Raw genomic sequence first — 18154 nt, 5'->3', positions numbered from 1 at the left:
TTATAAGATGATTATTTAAAAATGTCTCTGATAATTTTTAAATGATGCTCTGTATGAATGGCAAGGAATTTTTGAGATTCTTTTAAATCTAAATGCCCAAATAAGGGATGTTTAAAATGGCATTGTGCATCTAGCTGTTCAATATCATCAAGGCCATTTTCTGCTAGCTGTATTTGTTGAAGCAAATCAGTTTTTGTGATATGATCTTCTGGTAACACATGTTTAGGGGCACGACCTTTTCCTCTAGGGATTTTTTTAAATGTCATGATTGTCCATTTAAGAAAAGACCATTTAGGTTCAAAATTTTGAGGATTTGAGTTTTTTAAAGCTTGTGGTATACCATTAAATACACGTAAGGTATGATCAATGTGCCAGTAGCTACCTACTTTAGATATTGTTTTATTTTGCTTATCTCCTAATTCAATAAACTTTTGAAGTTCTGTGAGTTGTTGTTGTAGCTTTTTCATGACTAGTAGATTTCTTGAATCGTAAATTTTTGATCATTAAAGCTTATGATATCATTCTTCTTTTTATGTTTTAAAGCTACTCCTATAGGTGATTGTAGAGAGATACAGAATATGGCTTCTCCATCTACCATAACTTTTCCCATTCCAGCACTTACATAAAACCAGCCGGCAGGCAACTTTAAAAGTGCGCCAGGTTCTACTATATCACATTTTTTTACAGCATCTATTTTTTTAAAATGCTCCATTATTTTAGAGGTGTCTGCAAGTTGCCTTTTGAATAAATCTTCCTCATTTTGAATCATGGCCATACCTGTTTCATACTTATCACCAGCACTACTTTTGGTCTCATTTTGTTTTGAGTCCATAAGGCGATCTAGATTTTTAGTAATGGTTGCCATTCGGTCTTCTAAGATATGATGACAGTGATCATAAATTTCTTTTTTAAAGGCAGTAGATTTCATAAAGGATATTAAACTGTAAAAGTAAACAATATCATCGCGAGATTTTATAAAACAAAAAAGCCTCACGCACGAGGCAATGAGGCTTTTTCTCTACTAACCTAAAAGTTTATGGTAGCAACACGTTATCTATTGCGTGTACTACACCATTAATTGCTGTAACGTTAGTTACAATAATGTTTGTATCTCTTGTTTGTGCGTCTGTAATTACTGTTCCTGTAATAGAAAAAGTTCCAGGTCCTATAGGATCTACATTTGCGCCGTCTACAATATTTTCGGCTCTTACCGCTGCACCACTCACTACGTGGTAAGTAAGTACATCTGTTAAATTAGATAAAGCTAGAACGTCTGATATATTATTTAATCCGTCTGTTGTGCTTTCGTCTATTAATGCTTGAAAAGCATCATTAGTAGGAGCAAATACAGTAAAAGTTGCTGTGTCATCGCTTAATGTAGGTACTAATCCTTCCTGGTCTACTGCAGTAACTAGATTTGAAAAACTAGGGTTAGCGGCTGCTAGTGTAACTACTGTAGGTAAAGCAATTACCTCATCCACTACATGAACGACTCCATTATCCACATTTACATCTGCCATAGTAACCTCTGCACCACCATTAAGTACTACACCAGCTGTAAGGTCTACGTATAAATCTAATGCGTCACCATCACCGTTCGTTGCACTGGTCTTTACATACCCATCAGTAAGGTCTGTTGATCGTGCCACAGTTCCTAGTACGTGGTTGCGCAATGTGTTTCTTAAAATTAAAACTGGCACATCATCTATAGTAGCAAAACCATTTGCTGATAAAAATGTTTGGAAAGCTGTGTCTGTCGGTGCAAAAACGGTAAATGTTCCACCTGCTTGATCTAGTGTCGCGTCTAATCCTGTTCTTAATAATGCCGCATTAAGAATAGTAAAATCAGCATTGTCTACTGTTAAGTCATAAGCAGAATTGTTATTATCTAATACTCCGCCGTTGTCATCATCATCTGTACAAGATGCTGCACCTATGGTAAGTGCCACAAGCATCAATACCTTGAAATTGGTTATTAACTTTTTCATGAGTTTGGGTTTTAGTTTTTTTATTTGTTCAAATATAGTCTCAAACACTTTCTATTATGTTTAATGATTTGTTAAAAATATTAAACAATAAATTAGGACTGTTCATTATCAATTTTTATCATGCTCACTATAAGAAAAATCAACCTGCCTACAAGGTTAACTGTAATACATATGAATTATTTTTGCAGCATGGCAAAAGTAGTAGTAGGACTTTCAGGTGGAGTAGATTCTAGCGTCGCGGCATATCTTTTAAAAGAGCAAGGTCACGAAGTTATAGGTCTATTTATGAAGAATTGGCATGATGATACCGTTACCATAAGTGATGAGTGTCCATGGTTAGAAGATTCAAATGACGCGATGTTAGTCGCAGATAAGCTAGGGATACCGTTTCAGACTGTAGATTTAAGTGAACAATATAAAGAGCGTATCGTCGATTATATGTTTGATGAGTATGCACGTGGTCGCACGCCTAATCCAGACGTTTTATGTAATCGTGAGATTAAATTTGATGTCTTTATGGATATCGCTTTAGAATTAGGAGCAGATTATGTTGCTACAGGACACTACTGTCAGAAGACAACCACCATGATTGATGGTAAAGAAATTCATCATCTTATGGGTGGTGCAGATCTTAATAAAGATCAAAGCTATTTTCTATGTCAGGTGTCACAAGAGCAGTTAGCTCGTACGTTATTCCCTATAGGGCATCTTCAAAAACCTCAAGTTCGAGAAATTGCAGCTTCACAAGATTTAATTACTGCAGGTAAGAAGGACTCGCAAGGATTGTGTTTTATAGGTAAAGTACGTTTACCAGACTTTTTACAGCAACAATTGAAACCTAAAACGGGTGATATTATAGAAATTCCAGCACAGGTAAGTATGGATAAAGCTGAAGTTGTGGAAGGTGAGGATACTATGGTGACGCTTTCGCGCAAGCGACACTATCAACCACATGAAGGTAAAAAACTGGGCACACATCAAGGAGCTCATTACTTTACACGTGGACAGCGCAAAGGCCTCGCTGTAGGAGGAACACCTCTACCATTATTTGTGATAGAGACAGACGTAAAGAGTAATACTATTTATGTAGGACAGGGAAAACAGCATCCAGGACTTTACCGTCGTGGACTTTTTATAGATAAAAGTGAGTTACACTGGATACGTGAAGATCTGGCACTTCTACCAGGACAGACCATGGATGTGATGGCCAGAATTCGTTACAGACAGACCTTAGAAAAGGCAGTTTTAAATGTAGTAAGTGATGGCGCTTATTTGATTTTTAACACACCACAAAGTGCTATTTCACCTGGACAGTTTGCAGCATGGTATCGGGATAATGAATGTTTAGGTTCGGGTGTTATTTCTTAACTTGCTCACATGAGAGTTATTCTGTGTATTGTTTTTTATCTCGCTTTCGCGAAAGCGTATGCACAAGAACTTCATGCATGGATTTACTTTACAGATAAGCCTAATGTCACTGCTAGTATAGCGTCGCCACAAAGTATACTTACTCAAAAGGCAATACAACGCAAGGCAAGGCATGGAATTGCTATAGATGATCGAGACGTGCCTGTCAATCAAAGTTATGTCGCACAAATCCAATCTCAGCCTGGTATCACTTATAAAACTCAGTCTAAATGGTTTAATTGTGTACATGTTACGGGTTTAGAAACAGATATTAATGCATTAACAACATTTTCTTTTGTGTCGAGCGTGGATTTTGCAGATCCGACTAAAATGGCTCAAATCAACAACCATAATAAATTTGTCCAGACTACGATGCCGCCGCTCACGTATGGTAATGCATTGAACCAAATTAACATGATAGGACTTAATGATTTACATGATTTGGGTCATACAGGAACAGGTGTTACTATCGCTGTAACTGATAGCGGTTTCCCTAACGTAGATACTAATCCTGCATTTAATCAATTGCGTAATAATAATGGAATCGCTGGTGGTTATGATTTTGTAGCAGGCGATAATAGTTATTATGGAGATCATTTTCACGGTGCACGAGTGTTGAGTATTATGGCAGCACATGAGGCTGGTAATTATGAAGGAAGCGCGCCTGATGCGCAATATTATTTATTCAGAACGGAAGATGTTGCAACAGAAACACCAGTAGAATTAAGTTATTGGGTTGCCGCAGCAGAACGAGCAGATTCACTAGGTGTTGATGTTATCAATGTGTCGCTAGGTTATTTAGGATTTGATAACCCTGCAGAAAGTTTGAGTTATACAGATCTCGACGGACAAACGGCTTTTATATCACGTGGTGCAAATGTGGCTTTTGAGAAAGGATTGTTTGTCGTGGTAAGTGCCGGTAATTCTGGAACGTCGACTTCGCATCCCTATATAAGTGCACCTGCAGATGCTGATGGAGCCTTTAGCATAGGATCTGTAACAGCAACGGAACAGTTGTCTAATTTCTCTAGTATAGGTCCAACGTTTGATAATCGTTTAAAACCTAACGTAGTAGCTCAAGGAAGCAGTACGGCACTAATTACTGAAAATGGAGCTTTAGTTTCTGGTAGTGGTACCTCTTATAGCGCTCCTTTAATTAGCGGTGCTATTGCCTGTCTGATACAAGCATATCCTAATGTAATACCTTTACAAATTAAAAATGCTGTAGAACAAAGTGCAGATAATTTTATGACTCCAAATAATCAATTTGGATATGGTATTCCTGATTTTGGCGCGGTATTTCAAATTTTGAGTACAATACAGTTAGAAGGTCTAGAATTGAACCACTACATCGATGGTAGTAAACAGTTCGTGATTGATTTACCACAAAAGCATCCAGCGGTAAAAGCTAGACTGTATAACCTTATGGGCCAGTGCGTGTGGAATGGCATGCTTGAGAATGAAAAGCCATTAGATTTGAACTCTTTTAATTCTGGTATTTATATATTCCATATCGAAGATATGAATAGATCAATAAAAGTAGTTTTTTAAGTATTTATTGCATCCATTCTCTAAATTTTAAGCTCCACACCTCTCAATTTCTTTTAAATTTGCAGGAGTAAACACAAGCTATGGAAAATAGAATTACTTCGTTATTTGGTATAAAATATCCCATAATTCAAGGTGGTATGATATGGGCTAGTGGTTATAAACTGGCCAGCGCCGTATCCAATGCTGGTGGATTAGGTCTTATAGGTGCAGGATCCATGTATCCTGATGTATTGAGAGAACATATTCAAAAAGTAAAAAAAGCAACAGATCAACCTTATGGTGTTAACGTTCCATTGCTGTATACAGATCTAGAAGAAATACTTCAAATAATCATAGAAGAAAAAGTTCCTATTGTATTTACTAGTGCTGGAAATCCTAAAACTTATACCCAACGATTAAAAGATGCAGGAATCACTGTAGTACATGTGGTAAGCTCTGTGAAGTTTGCTTTAAAATGTCAAGATGCAGGTGTAGATGCTGTTGTTGCAGAAGGATTTGAAGCTGGTGGACACAACGGTAGAGAGGAGACCACAACACTTACTTTAATTCCAATGGTAAAAGCAGCTTTAAAAATTCCATTAATTGCTGCTGGTGGTATTGCAACAGGTAGAGGTATGCTGGCCGCGATGACATTAGGAGCCGAAGCTGTTCAAGTAGGAAGCCGTTTTGTAGCCACTCATGAAGCAAGTAGCCACCTAGCATTTAAGCAAGCTGTAGTGGATGCTAAAGAAGGTGATACGCACTTAACACTTAAGGAATTAGCACCGGTACGTTTATTGCGCAATAAATTCTGGGGAGATGTACAAGAATTGTATAAAACAGGACCAACAACTGAAGAATTAAAAACCTTACTAGGTCGAGCGAGAGCTAAGAAAGGAATGTTTGAAGGAGATCTAAATGAAGGTGAACTAGAAATAGGTCAAATATCTGGATTGATTGATGATATTATTCCAGCAGCACAAGTCGTTGAGAATATGGTGTCTGAATATGAGGAAGCTAGAAAAGAAATGATGAATAGGTCACTACATGGCTAGAGCACAGTCACCACTAGAAGAAAAGTGGAATGTCATCACACATGGCTTTGGTTTTTTACTAGCCTTAATAGGTGCTGTATTATTATTTTTAAAGATAGAAAATAGTAATCAAGCATATATATATCCTGCTATAATAGTATATGCATTTTCACAGATTTTTCTCTATTTTTCATCTACCTACTACCATTGGGTTGCGGTAGGGTCAAGAAAAGACGTACTGCGCAAGATGGATCATATAGCGATATATGGATCTATTGCAGGGACTTATACGCCTATGTGTTTATTAATGTTACAAGATAGTAATGGCTGGATGATTTTGTATGCCGTATGGGGAATCGCATTATTTGGACTTGTTTGGAAACTGTTTTTTACAGGTAAATATGAGGCGTTTTCGAGCATCCTTTATTTGGTGATGGGCTGGTTGATTGTTCTAGATTTAGAAAGTGTGCAGATCTTATTTACAGACTCGATGATTTTTTGGTTAATCACAGGTGGCGTTTTCTTTACCGTAGGAATCATTTTTTATGCTTGGAATAAACTCTATTTCAACCATGTAATTTGGCACCTATTTGTTTTAGGTGGTAGTATTAGTCATTTTTTAATGGTGCTTGAGGTGGTTTCAACTTAAACCAAAAATCCCAGCACAGCACCTATTAACATTACTAAAATCTTAGCAAGATTAAATTTGTGTGCCTCACTCGACTCTAAGATAAGAGTGGTTGACACATGCAATACTATACCAGCCACAATAGCTTTAATAGGTGTCATATAAGCATCAAAAAAGCTCAGCTCACTAGCGAGTAAACTACCTAATGGTGACATAACCGCAAATAATAATAATATAACAATAGCCTTCCATCTTGACATGGTGCTGTTCAATAGAAAACTAGCAAAAATAAAGGCTATAGGTATTTTATGAATAGAAATTCCATATACCATACCGCCATGATCTTGTAATGGCATACCTTCTAGAAATGCATGCAAACACAAACTACCGAAAAGTAGATAAGGAAACTGTTGAATCTCTTTATGCACGTGTAAATGTCCATGTTCAGCTCCTTTTGAAAAGAACTCTAATATGATTTGTATAAAAACTCCAGCAATAAGATAAATACCCATATTGCTATCGCCATCTTCATAAATTTCTGGTAAAAACTCTGAAGCGACACTACTTAATAAAAACGCACCAGAAAAAGCCAATAGCAATTTCATTCTATTTGCAGCTGGTGATTTAAAAAACATGGCTGCTCCAGCTCCTAATAAAACTGCGATAAATGGAAGTAAAAAATTCAAGTCAGGTTATGTATTAAAGCGTAAAAGTAATGTTAATGAATTATCTGTGAGGTGATTTATAGTCTGAATAAAGAATTGGTTTAGTTTGGATTTACTTTCTGACTATCATAATTAGCCGCTCACTAGTTGCAGCATCATAACTGTTCAAATGATAATCACCATAAACCTCTATTAATTCTAATCCAGCTAATTTAAAATAGTTCGTAAAATCTGCTAATTCTAGGGCACTCACACGTTCTGTGAAATGATAATCACGTTCTTGATCAGTAAATTTAATATCTTTATAGATATGACCTTTTTCATAACGACGCCATTGTTTAAAGGTAATACCATCCTCAATTTTCTCATTATAGGCAACTAGATTTTTAATGACAAAAGGAGCATTCATAAAATCTATAACTCCATATCCACCGGGCTTTAAATTTGAATGTATAGCTTTAATGGTATTTACATTATCTGCCACATCATCAAAATAACCAAAACTAGTAAAGAGATTAAATACCGCGTCAAATTGACCATCATAGGGTACTGTCATATTATGTACCTCAAAATTAATACGGCTTGCATCGATTGGTAAAAGCGATTTATCATTTTCTACATCTGAGGTAGAAGTCGTGTTGTCTCTCAATTGTGCTTTTGCAAATGCAATACTAGATGGACTTAAATCAACACCAGTTACACGATATCCTAAACGATTTAAATACATACTGTGTCTACCACGACCACAGGCTAAGTCCATGATATGAGAAGACTTAGATAAGTGAAGGCTGTCTGTAAGTCGACGCATAAATGCGCCAGCCTCTAGATAATCTCTATCTCGATAAAGAATGTGATAATATGGAGTGTCAAACCAACTCGCGTACCATTGATCTGTTTGGGATGCAGTGCTCATAGGCAACAAAAATAGCTTAATTTTGCGGCTCAAATCTGTGAAGAATGTCCCAAAGTTTTAAGATGATTGCCAAAACACTTTTTGGCCTAGAAGAAGTCCTTGAAAAAGAACTGCGCCAGTTAGGTGCAACACGTATTGAGAAAGGTGTGCGCATGGTGAGTTTTGAAGGCGATCTAGGTTTTATGTACAAGGCAAATATGATGTTGCGCACCGCGATACGTATTCTAGTACCTATACATTCTTTTAGAGCCCGTAATGAGGTAGATTTATATGATGGTATTTATCAGATGGATTGGTCTAAGTATCTGACGGCACACGATACACTTGCCGTACATGGTACTGTAGCGTCACAATACTTTAATCATAGTCAGTATGTTGCTTTAAAAACTAAAGATGCTATTGTAGATCAAATACGTAATAATACTGGTAGACGTCCAGATGTAGACACAAAACATCCAGACTTAAGGGTATCGGTGCATATTAATGATCAAAAAGTAGATGTATCCATAGATTCTAGTGGTGAGCCGCTCTTTAAACGTGGTTATCGTCAAGAAACTAATATTGCACCTATTAATGAAGTGCTTGCAGCAGGATTGATATTACTTAGTGATTGGGATCAACGATCACAATTTATAGATCCCATGTGCGGTAGTGGAACTATAGCGATTGAAGCCGCTATGATTGCAGCAAACATTGCTCCTAATTTAAACCGACCAGAATTTGGCTTTGAAAAATGGCCTAATTATGATAATGCTCTTTTTGAAATGATTCAAGAAAGCTGTCTAAAGAAAATGCGTGAGTTTGAAGGTCCTATCATCGCACGCGATGCAGATGGGTATACGTTAGAAAAAGCAAAAGAAAATGTAAAAAATGCTAATCTTCAAGATTTTATAAAACTAGAAAAAGGTGATTTCTTTAGAGATCATCAAAGTGCACAAGCCTTTATAATGTTCAATCCACCGTATGATGAACGTATAGAGATCGATACCGATGCATTTTATAAATCAATAGGCGATACATTAAAACAGCGTTATACTGGTTCCACGGCATGGATGATAACCGGTAATCTCGAGGCATTAAAATCTGTAGGATTGCGTCCATCGCGCAAGATTAAAGTATATAATGGTAAACTAGAAGCACGGTTTGTAAAATATGAAATGTATCGCGGTACAAAGAAACTCCATAAATTAGTTGATGGAGACTCTAAGTAATGCAATCATTAGAGAATTTTAAATAGTTAATTAAAAGAATACAACATAGAGATTTAAAGGAAGTCATGTTTGTAATAATATCAATTTAATTACTTGTGCTTTCCTTCTTATCTTTGAAATTGAAAAGAATAATATATGGCGATGAATAAAAATGGCGTTTTAGGCTGGGCAACTTTAATCATGATTATCATAGGACTAGGGCTTATAGCACTGGGCGCATTTAGATACAATCAGGTAGCTGGCTATGGATTTGCTGCAGTAGGTGTAGGTTTCTTTGCTATCGCTTGGGTTTTTAATGCATTAAAAGGTCGAGTTTAGTGAAGGAAAAAATTCAATTTGAAGATCTTACAGCTCTTAAAGTAGTTGTTCCTACTATTATAGCTGTAGTTTCTTGTTTTGTTTTTGGAACCCTAATTATAATAGACGGTGCTCACCTTTATTACATTATACCTGCATTTATAGGGATTATCCTCATCGGTATTCCACAAATCAAAAACATAAGACAGCGCAACACTATTAAATTTACAAACACAGGTCTAACGGCAAAATTATTAGGTCATAAAACCTTTGGCTTTCAATTTAAAGAAATAGAGCATTATGACCTTACAGAAAAGGGCATGACTCTTAAAGTGAATAAGATGGATGAGGTGACGCTTTCGCGAAAGCGTTTTCAAGAAGATTCTCTCACACAATTACATACATTAATACAACAAAAAACAGCGCAATTATGAGCGATGATAAACAAGTAATATTTTCCATGTCAGGTCTTTCAAAGACCTATCAAAGTACTGGGAAACAAGTTTTAAAGAATATTCACCTTAGTTTTTTCTATGGTGCAAAAATCGGTATTTTAGGTCTTAACGGATCTGGTAAGTCTACATTGATGAAAATCATTGCAGGTATTGAAAAGAACTATCAAGGTGACATTCATTTCTTACCAGGTTATAACGTAGGTTATCTTGAACAAGAACCAGAACTCGATGACACTAAGACGGTGATGGAAATCGTGCGAGAAGGAGTTGCAGAAACGGTAGCTATACTGGACGAGTATAATAAAATCAATGACGATTTTGGTCTAGAAGAAGTGTACTCTGATGCAGATAAGATGGAGAAGTTAATGAACCGTCAGGCAGAACTGCAGGATAAAATAGACGCAACCAATGCTTGGGAACTAGATACTAAACTAGAAATTGCCATGGATGCCTTGCGCACGCCACCAGGTGATGCCAGTATTAAAAACCTGTCTGGTGGAGAGAAAAGACGCGTGGCTTTATGTCGTTTACTATTACAACAACCAGAGATTTTATTGCTGGATGAACCTACTAACCACCTCGATGCAGAGTCTGTATTATGGTTAGAACAACACCTTGCTCAATATAAAGGAACGGTAATCGCTGTAACGCACGATAGATATTTCTTAGATAACGTTGCTGGATGGATTCTTGAACTGGATCGTGGAGAAGGAATTCCATGGAAAGGTAATTACTCGAGCTGGTTAGAGCAAAAAGGTGACCGATTAAGAAAAGAAGAAAAAACAGAGTCTAAACGTCAGAAAACGCTTAAGCGTGAACTTGATTGGGTGCGTCAAGGTGCAAAAGGTCGACAGTCTAAACAAAAGGCACGTTTAAATAACTATGATAAGTTATTGAATGAAGATCAAAAGCAAAAAGAAGAAAAGCTGGAAATATACATCCCTAATGGACCACGTTTAGGAACCAATGTTATTGAGGCAAAAGGAGTAAGTAAAGCCTTTGGCGATAAATTACTTTATGAAGACTTAAATTTTGTGTTACCACAAAATGGTATTGTAGGGATTATAGGTCCCAACGGTGCTGGTAAAACAACCATTTTCAAAATGATCATGGGACAAGAGCAACCAGATAAAGGATCATTTACAGTAGGAGAAACGGTAAAACTAGCTTATGTAGATCAATCGCATAGTGATATCGACCCAGATAAATCGATTTGGGAAAACTTTGCCGATGGGCAAGATATGGTGATGATGGCAGGTAAGATGGTCAACTCTAGAGCTTACTTAAGTCGTTTTAATTTCTCAGGTTCTGAACAAAATAAGAAAGTATCTACACTTTCAGGTGGTGAACGCAACCGTTTACACCTAGCGATGACGCTTAAAGAGGAAGGAAACGTTTTATTACTTGATGAGCCTACTAACGATCTAGATGTAAATACATTACGTGCACTAGAAGAAGGACTAGATAACTTTGCAGGTTGTGCCGTTATCATATCGCATGATAGATGGTTTTTAGATAGAGTTTGTACGCACATCATCGCATTTGAAGGAGATTCTCAAATCTATTCTTTTGAAGGTAGTTTTACAGAATATGAAGAAAATAAACGTAAACGATTAGGTGATGTAACACCTAAGAGAATCCGTTATAAGAAATTAATTAGAGACTAGGATTGAGATCTTAAGGTTTTAAGCATAGAGTCCGTAGTTCAAACTTGAATTACGGACTTTTTTTATTTAATTTGAAAAAATATAATATATGATTCCCCATACGGCAGACTTAAGAGCTCAAATAGAATATTATGCACAAGAAGTGAGCAGTGGTAAGATGGATTTAAGTGCTGTACGTAACAAGCTTAAAAATCAAATGATGGACCTAGAGGACGTAAACTATACGGTTCATAGAGTTGATAAAAGAGCTGCTAGATTAACAGAATTAAAAGGGATTCATCAAAGTGGAAAAACGAAGCTATGGATAGGTATTGCTTTGGTATTTTTTGGTTGTGTTTTCCCGTTCATTTATAATGTGGTCACCTTAAATAAATTTGTGGTTGCTGTTTATACATTTCCATTTGTGCTGGGACTATATTTGATATGGAATGGTCGCAATGATATGGCTCGATATTAATTTTCAAAAATCCATTCGTCCTTATAAAGTAAGGCAGTTTTTAAATAATTGAACAATACTGGGAAACCAGATTTAAAGTCGGCTGGCGATTCAAAGAAGTATTCTGTAAGTACAGATAGAAATTCATATTCATTTGTAAATGCATATTCTCTGAAGTATTTAGTGTTATCTAGTCGTTCTCTTACTTCAGGTTGCATGATGTGATGCAATATCTTTTGCTCGTATTTATGGAATCTAGCAGAATCTACATCTGTACTATGCTTACTTTCAAAATGCATAACGTGCATAAATTCATGTAGTCCTAAATGAAGATTATCGTTATCAATAGCCATACCTGTTAAAAAGTCTTCCCAGGATAGAGCAAGTACTTTAGCTCGTGGATTGTATTCACCTTTATGCATTGCCTCATTGGTAGGGCTTTGAAATGCCTGTGGGAAAAACAATACCGTATTCATCATACTATACAAATAGTTTGCTCTACCAAAACTTAATTGTATCGCCACAGCAGCGCTATAAGTAACTTGTGCATCAGATACTTGATTTTCATAACGATGTCTGAAGTCTTTATCTTTTATAAAAGCCACCATACGATGTTCAAACTGTCGTTGGTATTTTTTAGAGAGCTGTTGGTAGAAAGGATATGTTTCTAGAATACGCTTTCGCGAAAGCGTTAACTTGCGATACGTTACGGGTTGTCTATTCCATACAAAATCGTTCTTGTGCTGTAATTTGCGCAAAATGAGATGTCCAAAGAAAAATAAAAATCCGATGGCTACAGCCGCAAATGCATATGGCGCCATCCATTCAGTCTCTGGATTAAGAACAAGTATGTGAGAGAGAAATCTAATCTCTTGAGAATATACTCAGTAAATACCAGAATAATAACATCAATGATGCAAATAGACCTAGTGAAGCTCCTACATGTTGATCTGTACTGTATTTATGTACTAAGTTAGAGGTTTGATAAAGTATAGAACCTGCAGCAAGAACTACCATACCTGCACTAAAAGCAAGCCCTAGATTAAAACCAAATATCATACCTGCGATAATTAAACCTATAGCTATGAAAAAGCCTACCATCAGTATGTTGCGCAGGAAACTAAAATCCTTTTTAGTAAATAATACAATCGCACTCAAGCCTGTAAATAAAGCTAGAGTCATTACAGCTGCTTGATTAATGATGGAATTGTCAAAGATATTCATGCTTCCGCCAGAATAAGCAATGGCAATCCATAACATGGGAAGAAAAATAAATGCCTCAGCAATCACATAAAGTAATAATGCGAGATATTGTTTGGTTTTATCGTGTGATTTATGCGCAATATTTTCTGCATAGTTTGTTGCTAGCATAAATCCTCCCAACATTAATAACCATCTCCATCCTTGTGTCATGGATAACGCAAACTCTACCAATGGCTCAATGCGTAAAAATATAGACTCTACTATTATAAATAATAAAACGGCTAGTGCAACGTGCGCATAGGTGCGTTTATAAAATGCTACTCTAGTATCATCGCTAGCGGCAATAAGTGGTTGATAAGAAGAAATATTATTATGATCCATGGTTAGTTTATATTACAATTAGTGAAGATAATTAAACTACTTTTTTACAACGCTAAAACATTAATAAAATTTTCTGCAATTGAATTAAACCTTATCTTTCTTTTTGAGTCATAAGGTAGACTATGATAGCAGATAAAGAATACGAGATTCTGGAACTTTTAAAAGTGCCTCATTCCACAGAGGCTGGCTACCGCATGCTTTTAAAGGAGTTTCAAGAGCAATTATACTGGCAAATTAGAAAGTTAGTTATAGATCATGATGATGCACATGATGTGTTGCAAAATGTATTTGTAAAAGTTTTTAAAGGAATTAAAAATTTTAAAGGCGATAGTAAACTTTCATCATGGTTATATCGTATCGCATATAATGAAAGCATGACCTTTCTTACTAAAAAAAAGAAACAGCTTCAAATAAGTGACGCAGAGCTACAAGCTCATTTAGTAGAACAAATTGAAGCAGATGTATATTTTACTGGTGACGAAATCCAATTAGCACTACAGAAAGCACTCGCTCAATTGCCTAAAAGACAAAGCGAAATCTTTAAGATGCGTTATTATGATGAGGTTAAATTTAAGGATATTGCAAATTTGTTAGAGTTAAGTGAAGGAGCTGTTAAGTCTAGTTACCATATTGCTGCAAAAAAAATTGAACAATTTATTAAAGAAGATTAAACTATTTGAGAACTTAAGAGTCTTAAAATCAGAACATGGAAAAAGAAAATAAACATAATAAGGATTTAGGTTTTCAAGTGCCTCAAGACTTCTTCAAAAATTTTGAAGAGGACATGATGACACAATGGAATCTTGAAGATAAGCTAGGTAAAGAAACTGGTTTTGAAGTGCCTGATGGTTATTTTGAAACTCTAGAAGAACGATTATTACCGGTAGTTGATGATAAGGTAAGACAATTACCTAAGAAGTCTAATGTCACTACTTTCTTGTATCCAGTCCTTGCAATAGCGGCAATGCTGGCTATTGTTCTAACTTTAAATAGTGGAAATGAGTCAGTAGATATAGCAAGTGTAGATACTTCAGTACTGGAAGATTATCTTATTGAAGAATCTTTTTTATATGATGACGCTACAGTAGATATATTATTTGCAGATAACGATATATTAGACAATATTAATCTTACTGAAAGTGTTGACACAGATGTGTTGTATGACTATCTAGAAGATGAAATGGATTTAAACGAAATTATTACAGAATGAAAAAGTATATATTAATAATAGCTGTTCTTATAAGTACTATAGGTATGGCTCAAGGACCAGAAGGTGATCGAGATGATCATCGTCGTATGAATAAAGAGAAAATTGAAGCACTAGCTGTAGCTTATATCACAGAGCAATTAGAATTGACGCCTGATGAAGCCGGTAAATTTTGGCCTGTTTTCAATAAATTAAGAGAAAAGCGTCATGATTTAGAACGTAAAAAGAAAGCTTTGATTCGTGAAATGGAAGCTAAAATTGACACCATGTCAAATAGTGAAGCGACAAATTATGTAAGTAAAATTACAGATTTAGATAATCAAATTCATGCTTCTAGCTATGAGCAAAACAATGCTGAGATCATAAAAATTATAGGAGCAAAAAGGTTCTTGAAATTAATGAAAGCCGAAATGGATTTCAGAAAAAAGATGTTGAAAGAATACAAAGAACGCAGAGGTAGAGGCAGACCTTAAAACAACTGTCGGTTTATTTGATTTATTAATGGATAAAAGCCTTTTCAAAAAGCAATTGAAAAGGCTTTTTTAGTTTTTAAAATTTAATATCAAAGCTTAAATTTGAATCAAAATTAATAATCATGAAAAAGTTCTTTTTAATCTTTTTAGTAATAGGATTAGCATCGTGCAATCAACAGGATTCTACAGCTACTATCGAGGCGACAGACGGCATCAAAAGCAGTCAAGCTTATCAAGATTATGTAGTAGCCTTTAATGAATATCAAGCTTGCAAAGAAGAGCGTCCAGGAATAACCAATGCCTACATGAATAAAGAGCTTACAGCACCAGAGTTTGAAAAAGCGCTAGAGAAGAATGCTAAAATGTGTGCTCTTAAAAAACAAATCTTTAATACAAGATGGCAAATGTTACAGACTGAATATGATAAACTGTCCGAAGAATATCAAATCAAAGCAGACTAATCTTTAAATTCGGTTATTTCAGTCGCGTTTTCTACAGATTTACCATCATAAACAACGGTCCATCCCATAGAATTACTCAACACAAAAATACGTGTCAGTTCTATTAATAGTCTCTCGTCTGCGTTTTTGAGGATATCACTATTTCTAATTTGGCGCTCAATATCTTTAGATATTTTTTGCTTCATGCTATTGAAATCCTTAGCCTCAAAGGTGTTGAGTATTCCGTTATCTAATTGATAGAAGTTTAAATTAGGGTTGATGTTAATGGTAGCATCAGGTAATTTCGAAAAAACAATTTCTTTACGCTCGCTGTCAATAGAATACTCTAGATTTTTTAAATCATAGATTACTTGTGCTTTTGCATTTGAAATCACAACGGCTGTTTTCTGGCTAGAGAAATAATCCCAGCCATAGGACTTTGTGTTTTCATAGGTATAGATCTTACCATAGCTAGCCTCAGTGACGATTAATTTACTCACACTTTGCACTTCTTTTTCAATAAGTTCTGTTTGCGCAATAAGGTTTGCTTGCTCTGTGCGATAGCCTTTTATGTAGTCATAAATCAAAACGATGGCAAGCATCATCAAAGCACCTAGAATTAGTGTTTTTAAATTTTTCATAATTCAACTTGAGAATATTTTTGTTGCAGGCTTATCAAAGATTTTTCAATCTGTTCCAGATGCAAATCAACATTTGAAGGTCGATGCGCCATTAGCTTACGATGTTTATCTACCGCTTTCATTATAGGTGAGCAAGTTGTAGAAATCACACTTTCGCGGAAGCGTTCCCAGACCAACTCAATGCCAATTTCATTTAAATGAACCATATCACGACCATAGAATCTATAGTCACGCAGCTCATCCATAGTAATCTCATAGGCTGGAAAATAACAAGCTTTATCTAGATCTACTATAGTTTGAATGGCTTCAAAAAGTCTTGCTTTACTGCGTTGATTTTCTGTAAATCCATCTTTAATATGACGTACTGGTGATAATGTGAATGTTACAGTCGCATCTGGTTTTACCTTTTTAATGATGGAGATGATGTTACTTAATCTAGTTATAATTTCTGCTATAGATAATAGTTTCTTTACAAATAATCCTTGCGGTTTTTTATGACAATTTGCGACAATCGATTGTTGCTCAATATGCTCATATACCCAAGCCGTACCTAGCGTGATAAACACATGTGAGGCTTTTTTAATCTGTTGAGTAAGTAATGTTCCAGCAGTATTCAGATTATTTAAAACCGCATCTCTAGTAGAACCATTTAAATCAGAATGCGCGAGGTAAGAAAAATGAGTTTCTACATCCTCTAGAGTAAACAAGTCGCTACTCAAAGAACGCTCGAGCAATACCAGTAAACTATGAGGATTAAATATAATCCCAAATGGATTTACGCAAGTCTTAAAGCCGTGATAAGCCATTTTGCTACCTATATTTTCTGTAAAACAACTACCTAAAAATACCAGAGAACTTTCATAGTTAATGGCAGGTTGTAATGGAGTAATAGGAACTGGTGTGGTAAGTTGCATTGTTATCTTCACATTTAATAACATCAAAGGTAAAGCAATGCTGTAGTTATAAAAATAACCACCAATAAATTAAGAGTAATAAAACGATGGTGAGTATTAATTTGAGGTACCAGAAGCGTTTGTTGTCACGCTGGTCTTTAAGCGCTTTTGCTATTACTTTTCTTTTAGTACTTGCGACTTGTTCTGGTGTAAACTGCAGACTCATTTTTGAACTCGTCTGCTCATTGTAAAGTGAATCACGTGCATCATTTATTCTGTTGGTTCTACGTTGCGCCGCTTTATTTTGAATAGCCTGTATTTTTTTATAGAGATGATTGTTATAATACATACGGCTTAAGAATTAGACTGAAACTTCATTATTTCATATAGCAAGGTACCAATTCCATAAAAAACGATAGGTGCCGCGATAACCGTTATAATGATGATAAGAAGTGATTTTCTCTTATCCTTATCTGCCTGCTTGCGTATCTTGCGTTTTGCGTTTTCTACTTCTTGAAGAGTGTAATTTTTTTGAGAAACTCCTGCAGTATAGGCGGCTTTTAATTTACTATAATTTTTAAGACGTGTTTTTTTATTAGATAACAACTTTTTGTTGTTTCTAATCGCCGTAACCATCGCTTGTGCAGATCCTCCAAAACTCATAACACTTTATAAGTCGATGAAT

General features: G+C 35.6%; 24 protein-coding genes. 13 read left to right on the top strand and 11 right to left on the bottom strand.

Annotated features, from left to right (window positions below):
* Positions 1-11 precede the first annotated feature (11 nt).
* From ACJJVI_RS13685 to ACJJVI_RS13675, 3 genes are all read right to left on the bottom strand, one after another.
* The gene (locus ACJJVI_RS13685; protein ID WP_405352402.1) at positions 12-467 is read right to left on the bottom strand and encodes a hypothetical protein; all 456 of its coding nucleotides are present in this window, start codon (positions 465-467) and stop codon (positions 12-14) included.
* Between the two features lie 2 nt (positions 468-469).
* Positions 470-928 (bottom strand): transcription elongation factor, encoded by a 459-nt coding sequence (locus tag ACJJVI_RS13680; protein WP_202963590.1) that lies wholly within the window; start codon positions 926-928, stop codon positions 470-472.
* Positions 929-1034: 106 nt separating this feature from the next.
* Positions 1035-1988: a fasciclin domain-containing protein gene (locus ACJJVI_RS13675; RefSeq protein ID WP_042295889.1), complete on the bottom strand. Its 954-nt coding sequence runs from the start codon at positions 1986-1988 to the stop codon at positions 1035-1037.
* Positions 1989-2177: 189 nt separating this feature from the next.
* Between ACJJVI_RS13675 and mnmA the strand changes: the two genes are divergently transcribed.
* From mnmA to ACJJVI_RS13655, 4 genes are all read left to right on the top strand, one after another.
* On the top strand, positions 2178-3356 hold the full coding sequence (gene mnmA, locus ACJJVI_RS13670; RefSeq protein ID WP_405352627.1) for a tRNA 2-thiouridine(34) synthase MnmA: 1179 nt from the start codon (positions 2178-2180) through the stop codon (positions 3354-3356).
* A gap of 9 nt (positions 3357-3365) precedes the next feature.
* A complete protein-coding gene (locus ACJJVI_RS13665) occupies positions 3366-4946 on the top strand; it encodes a S8 family serine peptidase (RefSeq protein ID WP_405352399.1) in 1581 nt (526 codons plus the stop codon).
* Between the two features lie 80 nt (positions 4947-5026).
* On the top strand, positions 5027-5980 hold the full coding sequence (locus tag ACJJVI_RS13660) for a nitronate monooxygenase family protein (RefSeq protein ID WP_036581318.1): 954 nt from the start codon (positions 5027-5029) through the stop codon (positions 5978-5980).
* Positions 5973-6608 (top strand): hemolysin III family protein, encoded by a 636-nt coding sequence (locus ACJJVI_RS13655; RefSeq protein WP_405352396.1) that lies wholly within the window; start codon positions 5973-5975, stop codon positions 6606-6608. The genes ACJJVI_RS13660 and ACJJVI_RS13655 overlap by 8 nt, the downstream gene beginning before the upstream one ends.
* Here ACJJVI_RS13655 and ACJJVI_RS13650 read toward each other — a convergent pair.
* Together ACJJVI_RS13650 and ACJJVI_RS13645 are read right to left on the bottom strand one after the other, a co-directional pair.
* Entirely contained in the window at positions 6605-7273 is a 669-nt protein-coding gene (locus ACJJVI_RS13650; protein ID WP_036581314.1) for a ZIP family metal transporter, read from the bottom strand. The genes ACJJVI_RS13655 and ACJJVI_RS13650 overlap by 4 nt on opposite strands.
* Before the next feature lie 91 nt (positions 7274-7364).
* A complete protein-coding gene (locus ACJJVI_RS13645; protein ID WP_036581311.1) occupies positions 7365-8165 on the bottom strand; it encodes a cyclopropane-fatty-acyl-phospholipid synthase family protein in 801 nt (266 codons plus the stop codon).
* 44 nt (positions 8166-8209) lie between these two features.
* On the opposite strand from ACJJVI_RS13645, the gene ACJJVI_RS13640 reads away from it, so the two are divergent.
* The 5 genes from ACJJVI_RS13640 to ACJJVI_RS13620 all read left to right on the top strand — a co-directional run bounded on the left by ACJJVI_RS13640 (position 8210) and on the right by ACJJVI_RS13620 (position 12252).
* Positions 8210-9376 (top strand): class I SAM-dependent RNA methyltransferase, encoded by a 1167-nt coding sequence (locus tag ACJJVI_RS13640; RefSeq protein WP_036581308.1) that lies wholly within the window; start codon positions 8210-8212, stop codon positions 9374-9376.
* Between the two features lie 141 nt (positions 9377-9517).
* Positions 9518-9694 (top strand): CAL67264 family membrane protein, encoded by a 177-nt coding sequence (locus tag ACJJVI_RS13635; RefSeq protein WP_235183329.1) that lies wholly within the window; start codon positions 9518-9520, stop codon positions 9692-9694.
* Complete coding sequence (locus tag ACJJVI_RS13630) at positions 9694-10107, top strand: hypothetical protein (protein ID WP_036581303.1); 414 nt, start codon at positions 9694-9696, stop codon at positions 10105-10107. The genes ACJJVI_RS13635 and ACJJVI_RS13630 overlap by 1 nt, the downstream gene beginning before the upstream one ends.
* Positions 10104-11795 carry an energy-dependent translational throttle protein EttA gene (ettA, locus tag ACJJVI_RS13625; RefSeq protein WP_036581301.1) on the top strand — a complete coding sequence of 564 codons (1692 nt, stop codon included), beginning with the start codon at positions 10104-10106 and terminating at the stop codon, positions 11793-11795. The genes ACJJVI_RS13630 and ettA overlap by 4 nt, the downstream gene beginning before the upstream one ends.
* A gap of 88 nt (positions 11796-11883) precedes the next feature.
* Positions 11884-12252, top strand: a complete 369-nt coding sequence (locus ACJJVI_RS13620) for a hypothetical protein (RefSeq protein ID WP_405352393.1) — start codon at positions 11884-11886, stop codon at positions 12250-12252.
* On the opposite strand, the gene ACJJVI_RS13615 is transcribed toward ACJJVI_RS13620, so the two are convergent.
* Together ACJJVI_RS13615 and ACJJVI_RS13610 are read right to left on the bottom strand one after the other, a co-directional pair.
* The gene (locus ACJJVI_RS13615; protein WP_053234041.1) at positions 12249-13052 is read right to left on the bottom strand and encodes a zinc-dependent peptidase; all 804 of its coding nucleotides are present in this window, start codon (positions 13050-13052) and stop codon (positions 12249-12251) included. The two genes, ACJJVI_RS13620 and ACJJVI_RS13615, sit on opposite strands and share 4 nt — an antisense overlap.
* Positions 13053-13095: 43 nt before the next feature.
* On the bottom strand, positions 13096-13815 hold the full coding sequence (locus ACJJVI_RS13610) for a Bax inhibitor-1 family protein (RefSeq protein WP_042246281.1): 720 nt from the start codon (positions 13813-13815) through the stop codon (positions 13096-13098).
* Positions 13816-13937: 122 nt separating this feature from the next.
* Between ACJJVI_RS13610 and ACJJVI_RS13605 the strand changes: the two genes are divergently transcribed.
* From ACJJVI_RS13605 to ACJJVI_RS13590, 4 genes are all read left to right on the top strand, one after another.
* Positions 13938-14486 carry an RNA polymerase sigma factor gene (locus tag ACJJVI_RS13605; RefSeq protein WP_036581294.1) on the top strand — a complete coding sequence of 183 codons (549 nt, stop codon included), beginning with the start codon at positions 13938-13940 and terminating at the stop codon, positions 14484-14486.
* 35 nt (positions 14487-14521) lie between these two features.
* Positions 14522-15025, top strand: a complete 504-nt coding sequence (locus tag ACJJVI_RS13600) for a hypothetical protein (protein WP_405352390.1) — start codon at positions 14522-14524, stop codon at positions 15023-15025.
* Complete coding sequence (locus ACJJVI_RS13595; protein WP_397303758.1) at positions 15022-15495, top strand: hypothetical protein; 474 nt, start codon at positions 15022-15024, stop codon at positions 15493-15495. Before ACJJVI_RS13600 ends, ACJJVI_RS13595 begins: the two co-directional genes overlap by 4 nt.
* A 122-nt stretch (positions 15496-15617) precedes the next feature.
* Positions 15618-15956 (top strand): hypothetical protein, encoded by a 339-nt coding sequence (locus ACJJVI_RS13590; protein WP_036581284.1) that lies wholly within the window; start codon positions 15618-15620, stop codon positions 15954-15956.
* On the opposite strand, the gene ACJJVI_RS13585 is transcribed toward ACJJVI_RS13590, so the two are convergent.
* Genes ACJJVI_RS13585 through ACJJVI_RS13570 form a run of 4 tightly spaced genes read right to left on the bottom strand, consistent with a single transcriptional unit; the run spans position 15953 to position 18132 of the window.
* A complete protein-coding gene (locus ACJJVI_RS13585; RefSeq protein WP_036581281.1) occupies positions 15953-16576 on the bottom strand; it encodes a DUF4230 domain-containing protein in 624 nt (207 codons plus the stop codon). The two genes, ACJJVI_RS13590 and ACJJVI_RS13585, sit on opposite strands and share 4 nt — an antisense overlap.
* Positions 16573-17502 (bottom strand): GSCFA domain-containing protein, encoded by a 930-nt coding sequence (locus ACJJVI_RS13580; protein ID WP_405352387.1) that lies wholly within the window; start codon positions 17500-17502, stop codon positions 16573-16575. The genes ACJJVI_RS13585 and ACJJVI_RS13580 overlap by 4 nt, the downstream gene beginning before the upstream one ends.
* A gap of 34 nt (positions 17503-17536) precedes the next feature.
* Positions 17537-17818, bottom strand: a complete 282-nt coding sequence (locus ACJJVI_RS13575) for a hypothetical protein (RefSeq protein ID WP_042295901.1) — start codon at positions 17816-17818, stop codon at positions 17537-17539.
* A 5-nt stretch (positions 17819-17823) separates the two neighbouring features.
* A complete protein-coding gene (locus ACJJVI_RS13570) occupies positions 17824-18132 on the bottom strand; it encodes a hypothetical protein (RefSeq protein WP_405352385.1) in 309 nt (102 codons plus the stop codon).
* Between the last annotated feature and the right edge of the window lie 22 nt (positions 18133-18154).

It is taken from the genome of Nonlabens sp. Asnod3-H03 (genome assembly GCF_045063665.1).
Classification (GTDB): domain Bacteria; phylum Bacteroidota; class Bacteroidia; order Flavobacteriales; family Flavobacteriaceae; genus Nonlabens; species Nonlabens ulvanivorans.
The sequence above is the reverse complement of the archived record's forward strand: the minus strand, read 5'-3'. Positions and strand labels throughout refer to the sequence as shown.